General features: G+C 66.6%; 18 protein-coding genes and 1 pseudogene. 12 read left to right on the plus strand and 7 right to left on the minus strand.

All coding sequences use genetic code 11. The annotated features are described in order from the left end of the window. Positions 1-27 precede the first annotated feature (27 nt). Together NL1_RS21795 and NL1_RS21800 are read right to left on the minus strand one after the other, a co-directional pair. Entirely contained in the window at positions 28-468 is a 441-nt protein-coding gene (locus NL1_RS21795; RefSeq protein WP_067842289.1) for a hypothetical protein, read from the minus strand. A 77-nt stretch (positions 469-545) separates the two neighbouring features. Continuing rightward, on the minus strand, positions 546-2,201 hold the full coding sequence (locus tag NL1_RS21800) for a recombinase family protein (RefSeq protein ID WP_067842292.1): 1,656 nt from the start codon (positions 2,199-2,201) through the stop codon (positions 546-548). Positions 2,202-2,216: 15 nt separating this feature from the next. On the opposite strand from NL1_RS21800, the pseudogene NL1_RS36755 reads away from it, so the two are divergent. The 4 genes and pseudogenes from NL1_RS36755 to NL1_RS21825 form a co-directional block, all read left to right on the plus strand. After that, a pseudogene (locus NL1_RS36755) lies at positions 2,217-2,779 on the plus strand (MFS transporter); the annotation flags it as partial. A 103-nt stretch (positions 2,780-2,882) separates the two neighbouring features. Beyond that, complete coding sequence (locus NL1_RS21815) at positions 2,883-3,635, plus strand: DUF427 domain-containing protein (RefSeq protein ID WP_067842299.1); 753 nt, start codon at positions 2,883-2,885, stop codon at positions 3,633-3,635. Between the two features lie 65 nt (positions 3,636-3,700). After that, positions 3,701-3,916, plus strand: a complete 216-nt coding sequence (locus NL1_RS21820) for a type II toxin-antitoxin system VapB family antitoxin (RefSeq protein ID WP_067842302.1) — start codon at positions 3,701-3,703, stop codon at positions 3,914-3,916. Then, positions 3,913-4,341, plus strand: coding sequence for a PIN domain nuclease (locus NL1_RS21825; protein WP_067842307.1), 429 nt, complete (start codon positions 3,913-3,915; stop codon positions 4,339-4,341). The genes NL1_RS21820 and NL1_RS21825 overlap by 4 nt, the downstream gene beginning before the upstream one ends. A 51-nt stretch (positions 4,342-4,392) precedes the next feature. Here the strand turns inward: NL1_RS21825 and NL1_RS21830 are convergent, their stop codons facing one another. Beyond that, a complete protein-coding gene (locus tag NL1_RS21830; RefSeq protein WP_067842310.1) occupies positions 4,393-5,310 on the minus strand; it encodes an AraC family transcriptional regulator in 918 nt (305 codons plus the stop codon). A gap of 95 nt (positions 5,311-5,405) precedes the next feature. Between NL1_RS21830 and NL1_RS21835 the strand changes: the two genes are divergently transcribed. Continuing rightward, positions 5,406-6,455: a saccharopine dehydrogenase NADP-binding domain-containing protein gene (locus NL1_RS21835; RefSeq protein ID WP_067842313.1), complete on the plus strand. Its 1,050-nt coding sequence runs from the start codon at positions 5,406-5,408 to the stop codon at positions 6,453-6,455. 2 nt (positions 6,456-6,457) lie between these two features. On the opposite strand, the gene NL1_RS21840 is transcribed toward NL1_RS21835, so the two are convergent. Next, entirely contained in the window at positions 6,458-7,282 is an 825-nt protein-coding gene (locus NL1_RS21840) for an MBL fold metallo-hydrolase (RefSeq protein WP_067842316.1), read from the minus strand. Positions 7,283-7,358: 76 nt separating this feature from the next. Between NL1_RS21840 and NL1_RS21845 the strand changes: the two genes are divergently transcribed. After that, on the plus strand, positions 7,359-7,733 hold the full coding sequence (locus tag NL1_RS21845; protein ID WP_218024469.1) for a winged helix-turn-helix transcriptional regulator: 375 nt from the start codon (positions 7,359-7,361) through the stop codon (positions 7,731-7,733). Then, entirely contained in the window at positions 7,730-8,140 is a 411-nt protein-coding gene (locus NL1_RS21850; RefSeq protein ID WP_067842319.1) for a cupin domain-containing protein, read from the plus strand. The genes NL1_RS21845 and NL1_RS21850 overlap by 4 nt, the downstream gene beginning before the upstream one ends. Positions 8,141-8,224: 84 nt before the next feature. Here NL1_RS21850 and NL1_RS21855 read toward each other — a convergent pair whose 3' ends face one another. Then, a complete protein-coding gene (locus NL1_RS21855; protein WP_067842322.1) occupies positions 8,225-8,557 on the minus strand; it encodes a hypothetical protein in 333 nt (110 codons plus the stop codon). Beyond that, entirely contained in the window at positions 8,557-9,777 is a 1,221-nt protein-coding gene (locus NL1_RS21860; RefSeq protein WP_067842325.1) for a 3-ketosteroid-9-alpha-monooxygenase, oxygenase component, read from the minus strand. The genes NL1_RS21855 and NL1_RS21860 overlap by 1 nt, the downstream gene beginning before the upstream one ends. Positions 9,778-9,972: 195 nt before the next feature. Between NL1_RS21860 and hsaA the strand changes: the two genes are divergently transcribed. Genes hsaA through hsaB form a run of 4 tightly spaced genes read left to right on the plus strand, consistent with a single transcriptional unit; the run spans position 9,973 to position 13,541 of the window. Then, on the plus strand, positions 9,973-11,136 hold the full coding sequence (gene hsaA / locus NL1_RS21865) for a 3-hydroxy-9,10-secoandrosta-1,3,5(10)-triene-9,17-dione monooxygenase oxygenase subunit (RefSeq protein ID WP_084510839.1): 1,164 nt from the start codon (positions 9,973-9,975) through the stop codon (positions 11,134-11,136). Between the two features lie 4 nt (positions 11,137-11,140). Continuing rightward, positions 11,141-12,022: a 4,5:9,10-diseco-3-hydroxy-5,9,17-trioxoandrosta-1(10),2-diene-4-oate hydrolase gene (gene hsaD / locus NL1_RS21870; protein ID WP_067842331.1), complete on the plus strand. Its 882-nt coding sequence runs from the start codon at positions 11,141-11,143 to the stop codon at positions 12,020-12,022. Positions 12,023-12,024: 2 nt separating this feature from the next. Beyond that, positions 12,025-12,930, plus strand: coding sequence for an iron-dependent extradiol dioxygenase HsaC (gene hsaC, locus NL1_RS21875; RefSeq protein WP_067842333.1), 906 nt, complete (start codon positions 12,025-12,027; stop codon positions 12,928-12,930). Positions 12,931-12,953: 23 nt separating this feature from the next. Continuing rightward, positions 12,954-13,541, plus strand: a complete 588-nt coding sequence (hsaB, locus tag NL1_RS21880) for a 3-hydroxy-9,10-secoandrosta-1,3,5(10)-triene-9,17-dione monooxygenase reductase subunit (protein WP_067842336.1) — start codon at positions 12,954-12,956, stop codon at positions 13,539-13,541. 143 nt (positions 13,542-13,684) lie between these two features. On the opposite strand, the gene NL1_RS21885 is transcribed toward hsaB, so the two are convergent. After that, positions 13,685-14,443, minus strand: coding sequence for an SDR family oxidoreductase (locus NL1_RS21885; protein WP_067842339.1), 759 nt, complete (start codon positions 14,441-14,443; stop codon positions 13,685-13,687). A gap of 137 nt (positions 14,444-14,580) precedes the next feature. Between NL1_RS21885 and NL1_RS21890 the strand changes: the two genes are divergently transcribed. After that, positions 14,581-15,144 (plus strand): YdeI/OmpD-associated family protein, encoded by a 564-nt coding sequence (locus NL1_RS21890; protein ID WP_084510840.1) that lies wholly within the window; start codon positions 14,581-14,583, stop codon positions 15,142-15,144. Positions 15,145-15,185: the final 41 nt, after the last annotated feature.

A 15,185-nucleotide genomic window follows, 5' to 3' on the forward strand; every position in this document is an offset into this window, starting at 1 on the left:
TTGAAAACAGAGGCTATTTTCGGGCCGTTACGGCCGTTCGATCAAGTAGAACGTCCGGACGGCCTTGCCGCCCTGCATCTCCGGATCATCGAAGTTCGTAGAGATGATCTCCGTGTGGCGGTTCTCCCGTAGGTACTCCGCCACCGGGGTGTACAGGTAGCCGTCTGGCCGGATGTCCGCCGACCGATAAACGGTCAGCAGTCGACCCCCGCCGACGTGGGTCACGTCCGCGTAGACCAGTTCGGGGATGTCCGCGATGATCTGGGCTTCGTCGTGGCCCTTGCTGTCGGCATCGGCCGCGACCGGTGCAACCGCGCATCCGTGGCCGGTCGCACATCGGAACAACTGCGCTCCGCGCTCGTCGCGGAGACCATCGGCGGGCACCCACGGACCACGCTGGTTACCGCAGTCCTCGCAGCGCGGAAGGTCGGAGTGGGTACGGCGACCGGCAGCGGTATTCTGGTTCATGGGTTCTCTTTCTCTTCGCACGAGGGTTGGGGTACTCATCGATCGGGGGAGCGTTCACGCGCTCCCCCGATCGCTATCTAGCGAGGGTCTTCGAGCTGTTGTCCGCCACGTGATGTCACGGTGACACCATCCGGCGTTACGGTCATGCCCTGAATATCGCTGTCGTTCATCGCCTGGAAAAGTGCACGTAGAGGTGTGCTTTTTCCGTCCGTGGCGAGGTCTTGAATTTCTACGTCGGTCTTCGACCGGACCAGCACACGAAAGCCGCTGTCTCGAAGCATTTCGCGACGTTCCTCCGTCGTCTTGCTGGTCCACGCTTCCGCGTAGGTCTGGTCCGTGGTTTGGTCCACCCAACGGGAAGGCGTGACCGGTTCGACTTCCAGCTCACGCTTACGCTTTGTCAGTTGACCGAGCCGTTTCACGTACTCGTCGTCTGAAATGTCCAGTAGATCCGCATCGGATTCGGCCTTAAGCCGTTTGATGCTGGACTCAATTCGAGCGAGATCCTGACGGTTGTCCGATCCTGGAATCAGGATGCGCCGAGTAACTTGTTTGGTTCCGTAGTTCGACAGGAAGGTGTTTTCGAGCACGGACAACAAGACATCTTCTCGGATGTTCACACCCGCGCAACGCTTCTTGGCGTTGCCGCACCGGAAGTACCTATATTCCGGTCCGTCCTTTCTGTTCTGAGATACCTTGCGACTCAACGACGCACCACACCGCCCGCAGTAACCGTATCCGAGAACAGGGTTAGCCGAGTGAACTCGCTGTTTTCCACTGTTCTTCCGTTTGGCGACTTCGAGCTGTATCCGATCCCAGTCATTCGCCGAGAACGACGGATCGCACATGATGATCTCGTTCCCTTCAGCGCCCAGAATCGGATTTTTGTGCTTATCGACCTTGATACCCTGTGTGACAGGGCTAGTCATGATGTCGATAAGCGTTGTCGGTGCCCATGCGTTCGGGGTGATCGGCTTCCCACTCTTCAGCCGAGACCTACCCAGATTCGTCAGAACGCCGACACCCGCGCACTCCTCCGGGCATTCCTGGTCGCACAGCGCGTGAATGCACGGAGCCTCATTGAGGTCTTGAGAGATCTTGTTCCAGGAATGCCCGGCGAACAGACGGCGCGCGACTTCGTGCAGCGTCTCTTGCCCGTCCGGATCGTGCACGAGCACGCGCCCCCTGCCGTCCAGCGCGGGCGCAGTGGTGAACCCCATAGAGGGCGTGCCGTTCATCCAACGCTGAGTTTGTCGGAGGTCTCTGTGTGTGTCCTTGATCCGTGCCCGTACTCGCTCCAACTCCATTTCAGCGAAGAACGCCGCAATGGTGAGGAAGAACCTAGCCATCGTCCGGTCAAACGGTGAAGAGTCGTCGCGGAAGTTCAGAACCATGTTGTCGTCAACTAGAACCAGTATCTTGCGATGCGCCTCGAGCCACGCCGTGAGTTCTGCACAGTCGGCAGCCTTGCGGAACACTCGGTCCGTCTTGGCGAACACGAGCGAATCCCACTCGTGCGCCCGTTCCTCCGTGAGCCATTGACCCAGGTCGGGCCGTTTGAACGGGGAGAACTTATCGGCTGACACGTCGAGGTCTTCGAACGTCCCGACTACGACTTGCCCGTTCTTCTCAGCCCAGTCCATAGCCGTCTTGACCTGGGTGACGTTCGATATCTTGCTGTCGCCCCGGTACACGGAGACCCGCGCACCGACCAGGGCTCTTAACTCGCTCATATGGGTCACAGTAGAGGTTTCGGAGACCCGATCCTCAAACCGATCGGCGAGCAGCTGCACGCCTCGCCGTCGCAGGTCTCGCTGCTGTTCACCAGCTACATGCTGGTGACGGGCGTGGCGATGCTGATCACGGGCGTGGTGTCGAGCCGGTTCGGCGCGAAGAAGACGCTGCTCGCCGGCCTGGCCATTATCGTGGTGTTCGCGGCGCTGGCGGGCATGTCCGGCACCGTCGCGCAGATCGTCGGCTTCCGCGCGGGCTGGGGCTGCCCGCGGGTCTGTTCCTCGGCGTGAACAACACCCTGATCACCGAGGCCGTGATGATCTCCGCGCCGGTGGAACGCTCCACCGCCTCCGCGGCCTACAGCTTCGTCCGATTCGCGGGCGGCGCCGCCGCGCCGTGGCTGGCGGGCAAGCTCGGCGAGCACAGCATCGCGCTGCCGTTCTGGGTGGGCGCCGCCTGCACCGCGGCCGCCGTCCTCGCCCTGATCGCCGGACGCGCCGCACTCGCCCACATCGACGACCACGATCCCGCGCCGCACTCGGTGGAAGAGGCGCAGGCGATCACCGTCGGCGACTGAATCCACGGCACGCCACGGGCCCCGCTGTTCCGGCGGGGCCCGTGGGCGTTTCGCGATCCGGCGCTACGGAACCTGTCACCTGTTCGGCGTACCGTCGATTGGTATGACCGATGAGCAGCGAGGCCGCGTCAAGGTCGCGACCAGCCAGAAGCGAGTCCGGGTGTACCTCGGCGGGCACTTGGTGGCCGATACGGACCGCCCGGTGCTGGTGTGGGAGATCCCCTACTACCCGACCTACTACCTTCCCGTCGCCGATGTGCGCGCCAAACTGGAGCCGAACGGCGAGACCACCCACTCCCCCAGCCGTGGCGAGGCCACGGTGTACGACGTGATCGTCGACGGCGTCACCGCGCCGGGCGGTGCGCTGCGCTACCACGATTCCCCGCTGCCGGAACTGAACGAGCTGGTGCGGCTGGACTGGGACGCCATGGGCGATTGGTTCGAAGAGGACGAGCCGGTGTACGTCCACCCGCGCGATCCGTACTCGCGCATCGACATCCTGGCCAGTTCCCGGCACATCCGGGTGGAGATCGGCGGCGTCGTCGTCGCGGACTCGCACAGCCCGCGCATCCTCTTCGAAACCGGCCTTCCCGCACGCTATTACCTCCCCCTCACCGACGTGCGCCTTGACCTGCTGCACCCCTCCGACACCCACTCCCGCTGCCCCTACAAAGGCACCGCCGACTACTGGACCGTCCGCATCGGCGAGAAGGAATACCCCGACATCGCCTGGATCTACCGCACCCCGCTGCCGGAGAGCCAGAAGGTCGCGGGCCTGGCGTGCTTCTACAACGAAAAGGTGGACGTCTGGATCGACGGCGTCCTCGAAGAGCGCCCCCGCTCCCCGTTCAGCTGAATCCCTCGACGCCGTATATACACCCTGATATCTTCGATATACGCGGAGATATCAGGAGGTGCGTCGTGGCGCGGACAGTGATCGACCTCGATGACGAACTCGTCGCCGATGTCGCCAAGGAACTCGGCACCGGAACGAAGAAGGACACCGTCAACGCGGCTCTCCGGGAAGTGCTGGAAAACCGCCGCCGCGCACTGGCGCTCACCCGCCTGCAGGACGCCGTCGCGGAGGGCGCTTTCGATCTGGACCTCCTCGAGCACAAGCGGAACTACCGGCGGTGAGCGCGGCGCGGTTCCTGATCGACACCAGCGCCCTGGTTCCGATCATGCGCCAAGACCCGGGTGCCTTCGCCTGGCAGCGCGCCGTCGCCGCGGGACTGGTCGCCCTCTGCCCGATCGTGGAACTCGAGTTCTTCTACACCGCGCGCTCCGCCGCCGACCGCGAACGCACGATCGACGACATGCGCGTGCTCTTCGGCTGGGAACCGGTCGACGACCGCGCCTACGCGCGAGCCTGGGAAGTCCAGGGCGAACTGACCAAACGCGGAAAGCACCGCAGCGCAGGCCCGGTCGAACTCGTCCTCGCCGCCACCGCCGAACTCCGCGGCCTCACCCTCCTGCACCGCGACCACGACTTCGACCAGATCGTCGCGATCACCGGCCAAGACCACCGCTGGCTGGGCACCGGCGACAACGACCTGGACTGACCGGAGCCTGACGGCGCCCGACCGCCCTGATCGCCGGGCGGTTCTGCTGGCTCACACCGCGACGAGTGGGGTTTGGGTTGGGGTGCGGCGGTAGTGGCCCGGCGCCTGGCCGTATTCGCGTTTGAAGGCTTTGGCGAAGGCGAATTCGGAGGTGTAGCCGACTTTTCGGGCGATGGTGTGCAAGGGGGCGTCGGTGTCGCGGAGGAGGCGGGCGGCGGTGAGCAGGCGCCAGCGGGTGACGTAGGCGAGCGGGGGTTCGCCGATGGTGGCGGTGAAGCGGCGGGCCAGGGTAGCGCGGGAGACGCCGGCGATGTCGCTGAGGTCGGGGACGGTCCAGGGGCGGGCCGGGTTCTCGTGCACGGCGCGCAGCGCGGCGGCGACGGCCGGGTCGGCGAATGCGCCCGCCCATCCGGTGGGGTGGGCGTCGGCCTGTTCGTCGAACCAGGCGCGCAGGATGAACAGCAGCATGGTCTCGAGCAGCGCGGGCACCGCGGCGTCGCTGCCCTGGCGCGGTTCGGCGATCTCGGCGGCGAGCAGGTCCACCGCGCCGCGCAGGGCGGGGTGGCGGCCGGGGCGGGCGGGCAGATGGATGAACTCGGGCAGTTCGTCGAGCAGCGGGTGCGACCGCGCCCTGCCGAGTTCGTATGCGCCGCAGAGAAGTTCGGCGCGCACGCCCGGCCCGGGCAGCTCCCGCGGCTCGCCGGGCAGTGCGGTCTCGGTGACGGGCGAGTCGAGACTGTCGACCAGATCGTGATCGGCGCCGCGCGGCATGAACAGCACGTCGCCGACGCCGAGCGCCAGCGGCTCACCGCCCGGCGGGACGAGCCAGCAGGATCCGCGCAGCACCACGTGGAATCCCGCACCGGGCACCACCGGATAACGGCGGCCCCACGGCGCGTGCCGGATGAACAGGCCGGAGGCGGGGTTGCCGGTGCGGATAGCGGCGATGGTCTCACTGAGGATGTCCACGACCCAACCATACGCTCACATTTTGAGCGTTTCAGACATGAAAGCGAGCATGACAGCCATTCATTTGCTCGAACTGCCGCAATAAGTTGTAAATCATGACAACGCAGACCAGCTCCCCCACCATCGCCGTCTACGGCGCGACCGGCCACACCGGCAGCTACCTGCTCGCCGAGCTGCACCACCGCGGCATCACCCCGATCCTGGTGGGCCGCAACGCCGAACGCATGCGTGCCGCCGCCGTAGCCGCCGACCTCCCGGACGCAGAGATCCGAGTCGCCGATCTCGCCGACCACGCGGCCCTCGTCGCCGCCTTCACCGGCGCCGACGCGGTGATCAGCAGCCTGTCCGCCTACGTGCGCAACGGAGAACCGGTCCTGGCGGCCGCCATCGCCGCGGGCGCGCACTACACCGATATATCCGGCGAGCAGCTGTTCCTGAAGAAGGTCTTCGACGACTACGCCGCAGCAGCCGAAAATGCCGGTGTCACAGTTCTTTCCGGTATCACCGACAACAACGTCCCCGCCGACCTGCTCGCCCACCTCGTCGCGCGCCGGGTGAACGGCCCGGCCGAGATCGTCGTCAGCCACCTGAGCAAGAGCCGGGGCAACGGCTCGAAGGGCAGCGCCGAGACCGTGTTGGCCAGCCTGGACTGGTTCCGCGACGGCGGTTGGCACTTCGCCGACGGAGAACTCAGGACCGGCTCCACCGCAAAGCATTCCGAGATGACCTTCCCCGGAGAGTCGGCCCCCACCGCGGTCCGAAAATTCCCGCAGCCGCCGGTGCTCACCATCCCCAGGCACACCGAAGTCGCCTCCGTCGAGGGCGTACTCGCCGCCGACATCCTCGCCACCCTCGGCTCGTTCACCGAGCAGCTCATCGAGCAGATCCCGGATGCGCCGAGTTCGGACCTGCGCTACGAGGTGATCGTGGACGCCCACGGCACCGACGGCCGCGTGGTGCGCGGTGTCGTCGAGGGCGTCGACTCCTACCGCGATTCCGCGCTGCTCGCCGTCGAGATCGCGACCAGGCTTGCCGCGGGGACGACGAAGCCGGGCGCACTGGCGGTGGCCGAAGCGTTCGACGCCGCGGAGTTCCTGGATTCCCTTGCCCGCTTCGGCATCACCTGGCGCATCGAGGAATTCTGACCTCAGGCCGTGGCGAGTTCCGCCGCTACCGGGTCGGCCCCGAGCGGAACGAGCCAGCCGAGATCCGCGTCGGGCGAGTACCGCGCCATCGCCGCAGCTACCTCTTGCTTCTGCTCCTCGCCGAGGCGGTCCGCGCCGCCGGCGACCCGGCGCACGACCTCGCGGTACATCAGCAGGTACCGCCGCTGCTCGTGCAGCATCCCGACGTCACCCGCCGGACCGTGGCCTGGATACAGCGGCACCCCGGCCAGTTCCTCGGTCAGCCGGTCGAGCGCGGCCAGCCACGCACCGGTGTGCCCGTCGCTCAGATAAGAGTGCACGCCGCCGAAGGCGAGATCCCCGATGAAGGCGGCGCGGCGCCGACCCGCCGACGCCAGGACGTAGGAGTCGGCGTCGCTCTCGGCGGGGCCGACCTCGTGCACCGTGAGACGCACGCCGTCGACGTCGACGTGCGCGCCGCTCGCCAGCAGCCGGTCCGGCACCCGATAGCGATCCGGCCACTCGGCGCCGTAGGTCGGCCCCCACTGCGCACGCTTGGCATCCGCCGTCTCCGCGATCACCTTCGCGACGGCTGCGGTGGCGTAGACGGGAACGTCCTCGGGCACCACGTAGGGCAGGCCGTTGAAATGGTCCGGATGCGGATGGGTCACGAACGCGGCGGCCAGTGGTTTGTGCAGCGCCGCGAGACGCGCGGCCAAAGCCTCGGCGTCGGAGATCAACAGGCCCGCGTCGATCAGCACGACACGCTCGGAGGTCTCGAGCAGATAGCTGTTGACGAAGATGCCTGCTTCACCCGCGCGATAGGTATGGATACGGAAGTCGCTCATTGCAGTCGATCCCTTTCGATTACGGTGAAACCGAAGGTAGGCCGGGGCGACAGTCCCCGAAAGAAGGCACTTCGAAGTGCCCATACCGCTGCTGGAGACCCTGATGGCGCTGGTGATTCCCGAGATTCTGGACGAAACCTGCTCGACGAGACAGGCTTTGGAGCGCCTCTCGGCCAAGTGGCGCATTTTGCTGATCTATTCGCTGCTCGACGGACCGCACCGCCACGCGGATCTGCGCAGGCGGCTGCCCGGCATCACCCAGAAAGTGCTCACCGAGACGCTGCGCGGAATGATCGAGGATGGGCTCGTGCTGCGACAGGTGCACAAGGAAACCGCGCCGCAGCACGTGGAGTATTCGCTCACCGGCCTCGGGAAGTCGTTGGAAGAACCGCTTGCCGCGATCTGCGCGTGGGCCGTCGGACACGGCGACGGGCATAGAGTCGGGGTATGACCGAAGACCGACCGGCACTGGCCATCGCACTCGATTTGGAGCCGCACCCAGAAGGCGGCTGGTATCGCCAAACTTGGCGTAGTCCCGTGGAATTCACGCCCGAGGGCTATCCGGGAGCGCGGGCCGCGGCCACGATGATCCATTTCCTGCTGATGCCGGGCGAGCGTTCGGCCCCGCACACGGTGCGGTCGGACGAGCTGTGGCTGTGGCACCGCGGCGGACCGCTCGTGCTCGACATCGGCGGCGACGAAGTCGTCCTCGGACCCGATGTCGAGCACGGTCAGCTGTTGCAGGCGGTAGTCCCCGGCGGGGTCAGCCAGGCCGCGCGGCCGCTCGGCGACGAGTACGTCCTGGTGAGCTGTCTCGTCGCGCCGGGCTTCGACTTCGCGGATTTCCGGCTCGACTGAGCCCACTCGGCGAAGCCCGCCACGGCCGGAGCGAACGCGGAGGTACGCAAAACGCGCATGGCCGGAGCGAACGCGGAGGTACGCCTACTTCGGGATCTCGAGCACGCCCTCTTCCACCGCCCACTTGATGGTCTTCTCCAATTGCGGGCAGGTGTCCGGCCGCCCTGGCCCGCCGCCGGACTCGGCGAGCTTGGCGAAGACCGGGCAGTGGGTTTCGGGCGGCTCGGTCCACTGCACCGAGGTCTGGTGCGAGCTGGATTTGCGCACCAGCACCTGACTCTGGCAGGCCTGACACCGCAACGGTGTCAGGCCCTCCTCCAGATAGCGCTGCTTGTCGACCACGGTCTGGGCCTGCACCGCCGCCCGCCGCGCGGGCTGGTCGGCGAAGTCCGGCGCCTTGGCCCAGGTGGCTGCCATCAGACGCCTGCCTCGGCTTCCTTCGTCGCCTGCTCGGCCTCTTCGGCCTCGCGCTTGCGACGCAGATTCTCCGCGACCTCGGCCTCCCACGCCTCGTTCGCCTTGGTGGTATCCACCTCGAACTCGAAGCGCTGGGTCATCTTCTCCGTCACGTCGGCGGCGTCCACGTAGAACTGGTCGTACCAGCGGCGCAGCTGGTAGACCGGGCCGTCCTCCTCGCACAGCAGCGGGTTCTCGACCTTGGACTTGTGCTTCCAGATCTCGACGTCCTGCATGAAGCCGACGCTGATGCCCTCGGTCATCTTCTCGGCCAGCTTGTCGGCCATATCGCCCTCGACGCCCTTCGGCTTCTCCAGCGTGATGCCCCACTGCAGCACGAACGAGTCCTGCGTCACCGGGTAGTGGCAGTTGATCAGGACGCTCTTGACCTCGTAACCGCTGTAGATGTTGATCAGTGGGTTGATCATGTACGAGGGCCCGAAGTACGAGGCCTCCGACTTCAGCAGGGTGTCGCCGCCGTACTTGGAGGCCATGCCGATGTCGGGACGACCCTTGGTCTCCAGGAACTGGGTGGCGATGTGTCCCTCGAAGACGTTCTTGAAGTACGTCGGGAACGCGAAGTGGATGTAGAAGAAGTGGGCCATGTCGACCACGTTGTCGATGATCTCGCGGCAGTTGGCGCCCTCGATGAGCATCGAGTTCCACGTCCAGTCGGTCCACCCGCTGTCGAGCTGGTCGGTCGGGTTGCCGTCCGCGTCGGTGTAGGGGCCCTCGATGTGCGGGATGGTGATCTCCGCGGGAGGCTGGTTGCCCTCGTGGTCGTGCCAGACGAACAGCTGACCGTTGCGTTCGAGGGTGGTCCACTTCCTGGTGCGCGCGAGCGGCGGGACGCGCCGCGCGTAGGGGATGGAACTGCACTTGCCGTTGACGCCGGACCAGCGCCAGTCGTGGAACGGGCAGGCGATGTCGTCGCCCTTGACCTCGCCCATGCTCAGGTCGCCGCCCATGTGCCTGCAGTAGGCGTCGAGTACCCGCAGTTCGCCTGCGCTGTCGACCCAGACCACCAGCTTGGTGCCGAACACGTTCACCGCATGCGGCTTACCGTCCCGGAACGTCTTGGCCAGGCCGAGGCAATGCCATCCCCGTGCATAGCGGGTCGGCGCGGAGCCCACATCCAGCTCCCTGACCTTCGCACCGCTCCCTTTCGGGGTAACTGCCATCGCGATTCCTCCTCCTTCTGTACTAGAACACGTTACAAAAATGTCGGGTTCCATGCCAGCGATTCGGCTCACTTCCTGCGCATGTCCATCTACGACCTGCGATGAACGCCGGTTCTCGACAGAAATAAGAACCTGTTCTAGTCTCAGAGGCAAATGAGTACCGGTTACCAATCCGAGGCAGGAGCAGGTCCCGAGATGACGCAAGAAGTGACCGAGCGGGTCGAAGCGCTGTTGCCGACGCTGCGTGAGCGCGCGCAAGAGGCCGAGGACCTGCGGCGCATCCCCGACGAATCGATCAAGGCGCTCCAAGAGACGGGCTTCTTCCGGCTGCTGCAGCCCAAGCAGTGGGGCGGACACGCCGCCGATCCGGTCGTCTTCTACGACACCGTGCGCAAGCTGGCCAGCGCGTGCGGGTCCACCGGCTGGGTGGCGGGCATCGTCGGTGTGCACAACTGGCACCTCGCGCTGTTCGACCAGCAGGCGCAAGAGGACGTGTGGGGCGAGGACACCGAAGTGCGGATCTCCTCCTCCTACGCCCCGATGGGCGCGGGCACCGTCGTGGACGGCGGCTACATCGTCAAGGGCGCGTGGGCCTGGTCCTCGGGCTCCGACCACGCCACCTGGGCGGTGCTCGGCGGTCCGGTCATCAAGGACGGTAAGCCGGTGGACTTCGGTAGCTTCCTCATCCCCCGCACCGACTACCGGATCGACGACGTGTGGAACGTGGTCGGCCTGCGCGGCACCGGCTCCAATACCGTTGTGGTGGAGGACGTTTTCGTGCCGTCGCACCGGTTCCTCAGCTTCCGCGCGATGAGCGAGCTGAAATCGCCCGGCCTGGCACAGAACCCGGACCCGGTCTACAAGATGCCGTGGGGCACCATCCATCCCACCACCATCTCCGCGCCGATCGTCGGCATGGCCTACGGCGCCTACGCGGCGCACGTCGAGCACCAGGGCAAGCGGGTGCGCGCGGCCTTCGCGGGCGAGAAGGCCAAGGACGATCCGTTCACCAAGGTCCGGGTCGCCGAGGCCTCCAGCGACATCGACGCCGCGTGGCGCCAGCTCTCCGGCAACGTCGCCGACGAATACGCGCTGCTGGTGGCGGGCAAGGACATTCCGTTCGACCTGCGGGTGCGGGCCCGCCGCGACCAGGTGCGCGCCACCGGACGGGCGATCGCCTCCATCGACAAGCTCTTCGAAGCCTCGGGCGCCACCGCGCTGGCCAACGGCACTCCGCTGCAGCGCTTCTGGCGCGACGCGCACGCGGGCCGGGTGCACGCGGCCAACGATCCCGAGCGCGCCTATGTCATGTACGGCACCCACGAGTTCGGACTTCCGGTGACCGACGGGATGGTGTGACATCGTGACCACCACCGCTGAACTCACCTACGAATCGACCTCGCGCTACGCGCAGGTCCGCCCGGATCTGCGGCTGCACTACCACGAGGCGGGCAGCGGCAACGGGCCGACGATCGTGCTGCTGCACGGCGGCGGGCCGGGCGCGTCGTCGTGGTCGAATTTCGCACGCAACATCCCCGTGCTGGCGCAGAATTTCCATGTGCTCGCGGTGGATCAGCCGGGTTTCGGGAAGTCGGACAAGCCTGTCGACCACCCGCAGTACTTCGCGCACTCCGCGTCGGCGCTGAAGGATCTGCTCGACCACCTGGAGATCACCGACCGGGTGCACATCCTCGGCAATTCGCTCGGCGGCGGCGCCGCGGTCCGGTTCGCGCTCGACAACCCGGACCGCGCGGGCAAGCTGGTGCTGATGGGCCCCGGCGGGCTGAGCCTCAACGCCTTCGCGCCGGACCCGACCGAGGGCGTGAAGCTGCTCTCGCGCTTCAACTTCGAGCCGACAAGGGCGAATCTCGAAGCGTTCCTGCGGATCATGGTCTTCGATCAGAAGCTGATCACCGAAGAACTCATCGACGAGCGCTTCGAATCGGCCAAGACCCCCGAGGCGCTGGCCGCGACCCGCGCCATGGGCAAGTCGTTCTCCGGGCCCGATTTCGAGCTCGGCATGCTGTGGCGCGACGCCTACAAGCTGCGCCAGCCGGTGCTGCTCATCTGGGGCCGGGAAGACCGGGTCAACCCGCTCGACGGCGCCATCATCGCCACCAAGATGATCCCGCGGGTGCAGCTGCACGTGTTCGGCGGCTGCGGCCACTGGGCCCAGCTGGAGAAGTTCCACGAATTCAACCGGCTGGCAACGGACTTCCTGTCCGGATCCGGCAAGGAGAAGTAGACATGGGCATTCGATCGCTCGGCTATCTGCGCATCGAGGCCACCGATATGGCGGCCTGGCGCGAGTACGGCCTCAAGGTGCTCGGCATGGTGGAGGGCAAGGGTTCGGTCCCGGACGCCCTCTACCTGCGAATGGACGAATTCCCGGCCCGGCTGGTGATCGTCCCCGGCGACAAGGACCGGCTGCAGGTCTCCGGCTGGGAGACCGCCAATGCCGCAGAGCTGCAAGACATCCGGGATCGCTTGGACGCCGCGGGCGTGCCCTACAAGGAGGGCAGCGCGGCGGAGAAGGCCGACCGGCGCGTCTACGAGCTGATCAGCTTCGAAGACCCGTCCGGCAACGTGCTCGAGGCGTTCCACGGCGTCGCGCTGGAGCACCGGCGGGTGGTCAGCCCGTACGGGCACCGGTTCGTCACCGAGGAGCAGGGTCTGGGCCACGTGGTGCTCAGCACCTCCGACGACAAGGCCGCGCTGGAGTTCTACCGCGACGTGCTCGGCTTCCGGCTGCGTGACTCGATGCGGCTGCCACCGCAGATGGTCGGCCGTCCCGCCGACGGCGAGCCGGCCTGGCTGCGGTTCTTCGGCTGCAATCCGCGGCACCACTCGCTGGCGTTCCTGCCGATGCCGACCCCCAGCGGCATCGTCCACCTCATGCTCGAGGTGGAGAACGCCGACGATGTCGGCCTCTGCCTGGATCGCGCGCTGCGCAAGAAGGTCAAGATGTCGGCCAGCCTCGGCAGGCACGTCAACGACAAGATGCTGTCCTTCTACATGAAGACGCCCGGCGGCTTCGATGTCGAATTCGGCTGCGAGGGTTTGGAAGTCGACGACCACGACTGGATCGCCAGGGAGTCCACCGCCGTGAGCCTGTGGGGCCACGACTTCACGGTGGGCCAGCGCCAGCAATGACCGACAGGGTGAGCGAGCCTGCGATGGAGACGAAAGTGACCACTGACGCGAATCCGGTGATCGATCCGCGCCAGTTCCGAAATGTGCTCGGGCAGTTCTGCACCGGCATCACCGTCATCACCGCCTTCGGCGATGACGCGGCGCCGATCGGCTTCGCCTGTCAATCGTTCGCCGCCCTGTCCCTCGAACCGCCGCTGGTGCTGTTCTGCCCCACCAAGGCATCACGCTCCTGGGCGGCGATCGAGAAGGCCGGACGCTTCTGCGTCAACATTCTCGCCGAGGAGCAACAGCAGCTGTGTGCCCGTTTCGGTTCCCGCGAACCCGACAAGTTCGCCGGAATCGCTTGGCACACTTCTGAACTGGAGCTCCCGGTTTTGGACGACGCGCTGGCCACGATCCAGTGCACGGTGGACAGCGTCGTCGACGGCGGCGATCACTACATCGTGATCGGCCGCGTGCAGGTCCTGTCGGAGTCCACGGACTCCGGCAGGCCCCTGCTGTTCTACCGCGGTCAGTACACCGCCATCGAGCCGGAGAAGACTGTGCCCGCGCCGTGGCGCGCCGATCTCGACCACTTCCTCACCACGACCACGCTGGACACCTGGTTGTAGGCGTACCTCCGCCCTCGTTCCGGCCGTGCGCGGGCTGGGGCGGATCGCGTCCGATCGGCGTACCTCCGCTTTCGCTCGGCCGTGGGCTGCCTCTGGCAGTGTCAGTACAGCCGTAGCTGCGGCCGTGCTCGGGCCGGATTGCGTCAGAAGTAGGCGTTCCCCTGGTCGGCGGCCACGAACTGCGCCCACGTCTGCGTGCCGTCGGTGTGGTCGGGGCAAGTGTTCCGGCCTTCGCGGAACGCCCGCGCGATCTCGCCCGGCGCGGGAATGCGGACGACACGGCGCGGCCGCGACCTGATCGTGCGCCAGGTTTGCGCAAGCTCCCCCAAAGTCAGCACCTCGGGGCCGCCGAAATCGGTTGCGCGGCCGAGCGGCGGGCCCTGGATCAGTTCGGCGGCGCGTGCCGCCACGTCCGTCGCGGCGACCGGCTGGAATCGAAAGTCGGTGGGCAGCGGCGCGATCGGCAGACGTTCCACGCGGTACATGATGGCGGCGATCAATTCGTGGAACTGGGTTGCACGCAGAATCGTGTGCGGCACAGCGCTTTCGGTGATCAGCTGCTCGCAGGCGAGCTTGTTGCGGTAGTAGCGGTACGGAATGCGCTCGATGCCGACGATCGAGATGTAGAGCAGGTGATCGACGCCCGTCGCGGCCGCGAGGAGATTGCGGGTCTGCTCGACATCGGGTCCGCCGGATTTGCGGAAATCCGAGGCCGCGTGCACGACGGCGTCCACACCCGCGACAGCCTCCGCCACGCCTTCGCCCGTCCGCAGGTCGCCCACATGCGTGCCGGCACCCGGGCGGCGCGAGAGAACCCGCACGTCGTGCCCCTCCCGGCGCAGCAGCGCCACGATGTGCTTGCCCAGCGCGCCGGTGCCCCCGGCGACAAGAATGTTACCCATGAGTAACTTCTACTCCGCAACCCTCGGGCGACACAAGTGCCCGGCGGCGCAAATTCGGTAACAAAGTGCTCAATCGGTGAGCAGTTATGAGCGGAAAATCGTTAAGTGAGACCGCCCCTCGCACCACGGGAGACGCCATGAACGACACCGAGATCTACACCTTCACCGACTCCGCCCACTGGGAGTCGTGGCTCGAGGCCAATTACGACGGGTCGACCGGCGTCTGGCTGAAGATCGCGAAGAAGCACGCGGCAGGCGCCACGATCACCATCACCGAGGCACTCGACGGCGCCCTCTGCTACGGCTGGATCGACAGCCACCGCCGCGGCCTCGACGACGATCACTACCTGCAGCGCTACTCCCCGCGCCGCCCGAAGAGCCCGTGGTCGCAGGTCAATGTCGGCAAGGTGGAAGCCTTGATCGCCGCGGGACGGCTGCGCGAACCCGGCTGGGCGGCGGTTCGCGCGGCGCGCGCCGACGGCCGATGGTCGGCCGCCTACGAACCCCAGCGCAGCGCGACCGTTCCCGCGGATCTGTCGGCCGCGCTGGCGGGAAACCCGCGGGCACACAAGAGATTCGAAGAACTCGACCGGACCGGGCGATACGCGCTGTTGCTCCAGCTGATGAAGACGCGCACGGACGCCGAACGCGCCGCGCGACTGGGGCGCATAATCGACGAACTCGAGCGCGCCGCCTGCTGATCCGCGCACCCGGGCGACGTCAACCCTCGCGCCCTCCGCAT

Source organism: Nocardia lijiangensis NBRC 108240, assembly GCF_001613045.1.
Classification (GTDB): domain Bacteria; phylum Actinomycetota; class Actinomycetes; order Mycobacteriales; family Mycobacteriaceae; genus Nocardia; species Nocardia lijiangensis.

Excerpts from the sequence above, each read along its gene's own strand:
- NL1_RS21835 (WP_067842313.1), top strand. The coding sequence starts at position 5,406 with ATGACAACGCAGACCAGCTCCCCCACCATCGCCGTCTACGGCGCGACC.
- NL1_RS21795 (WP_067842289.1), bottom strand. The coding sequence starts at position 468 with ATGAACCAGAATACCGCTGCCGGTCGCCGTACCCACTCCGACCTTCCG.
- NL1_RS21855 (WP_067842322.1), bottom strand. The coding sequence starts at position 8,557 with ATGGCAGCCACCTGGGCCAAGGCGCCGGACTTCGCCGACCAGCCCGCG.
- NL1_RS21815 (WP_067842299.1), top strand. The coding sequence starts at position 2,883 with ATGACCGATGAGCAGCGAGGCCGCGTCAAGGTCGCGACCAGCCAGAAG.
- hsaA (WP_084510839.1), top strand. The coding sequence starts at position 9,973 with ATGACGCAAGAAGTGACCGAGCGGGTCGAAGCGCTGTTGCCGACGCTG.
- NL1_RS21840 (WP_067842316.1), bottom strand. The coding sequence starts at position 7,282 with ATGAGCGACTTCCGTATCCATACCTATCGCGCGGGTGAAGCAGGCATC.
- NL1_RS21890 (WP_084510840.1), top strand. The coding sequence starts at position 14,581 with ATGAACGACACCGAGATCTACACCTTCACCGACTCCGCCCACTGGGAG.
- hsaC (WP_067842333.1), top strand. The coding sequence starts at position 12,025 with ATGGGCATTCGATCGCTCGGCTATCTGCGCATCGAGGCCACCGATATG.
- NL1_RS21860 (WP_067842325.1), bottom strand. The coding sequence starts at position 9,777 with ATGGCAGTTACCCCGAAAGGGAGCGGTGCGAAGGTCAGGGAGCTGGAT.
- hsaB (WP_067842336.1), top strand. The coding sequence starts at position 12,954 with ATGGAGACGAAAGTGACCACTGACGCGAATCCGGTGATCGATCCGCGC.
- NL1_RS21885 (WP_067842339.1), bottom strand. The coding sequence starts at position 14,443 with ATGGGTAACATTCTTGTCGCCGGGGGCACCGGCGCGCTGGGCAAGCAC.
- NL1_RS21800 (WP_067842292.1), bottom strand. The coding sequence starts at position 2,201 with ATGAGCGAGTTAAGAGCCCTGGTCGGTGCGCGGGTCTCCGTGTACCGG.
- NL1_RS21850 (WP_067842319.1), top strand. The coding sequence starts at position 7,730 with ATGACCGAAGACCGACCGGCACTGGCCATCGCACTCGATTTGGAGCCG.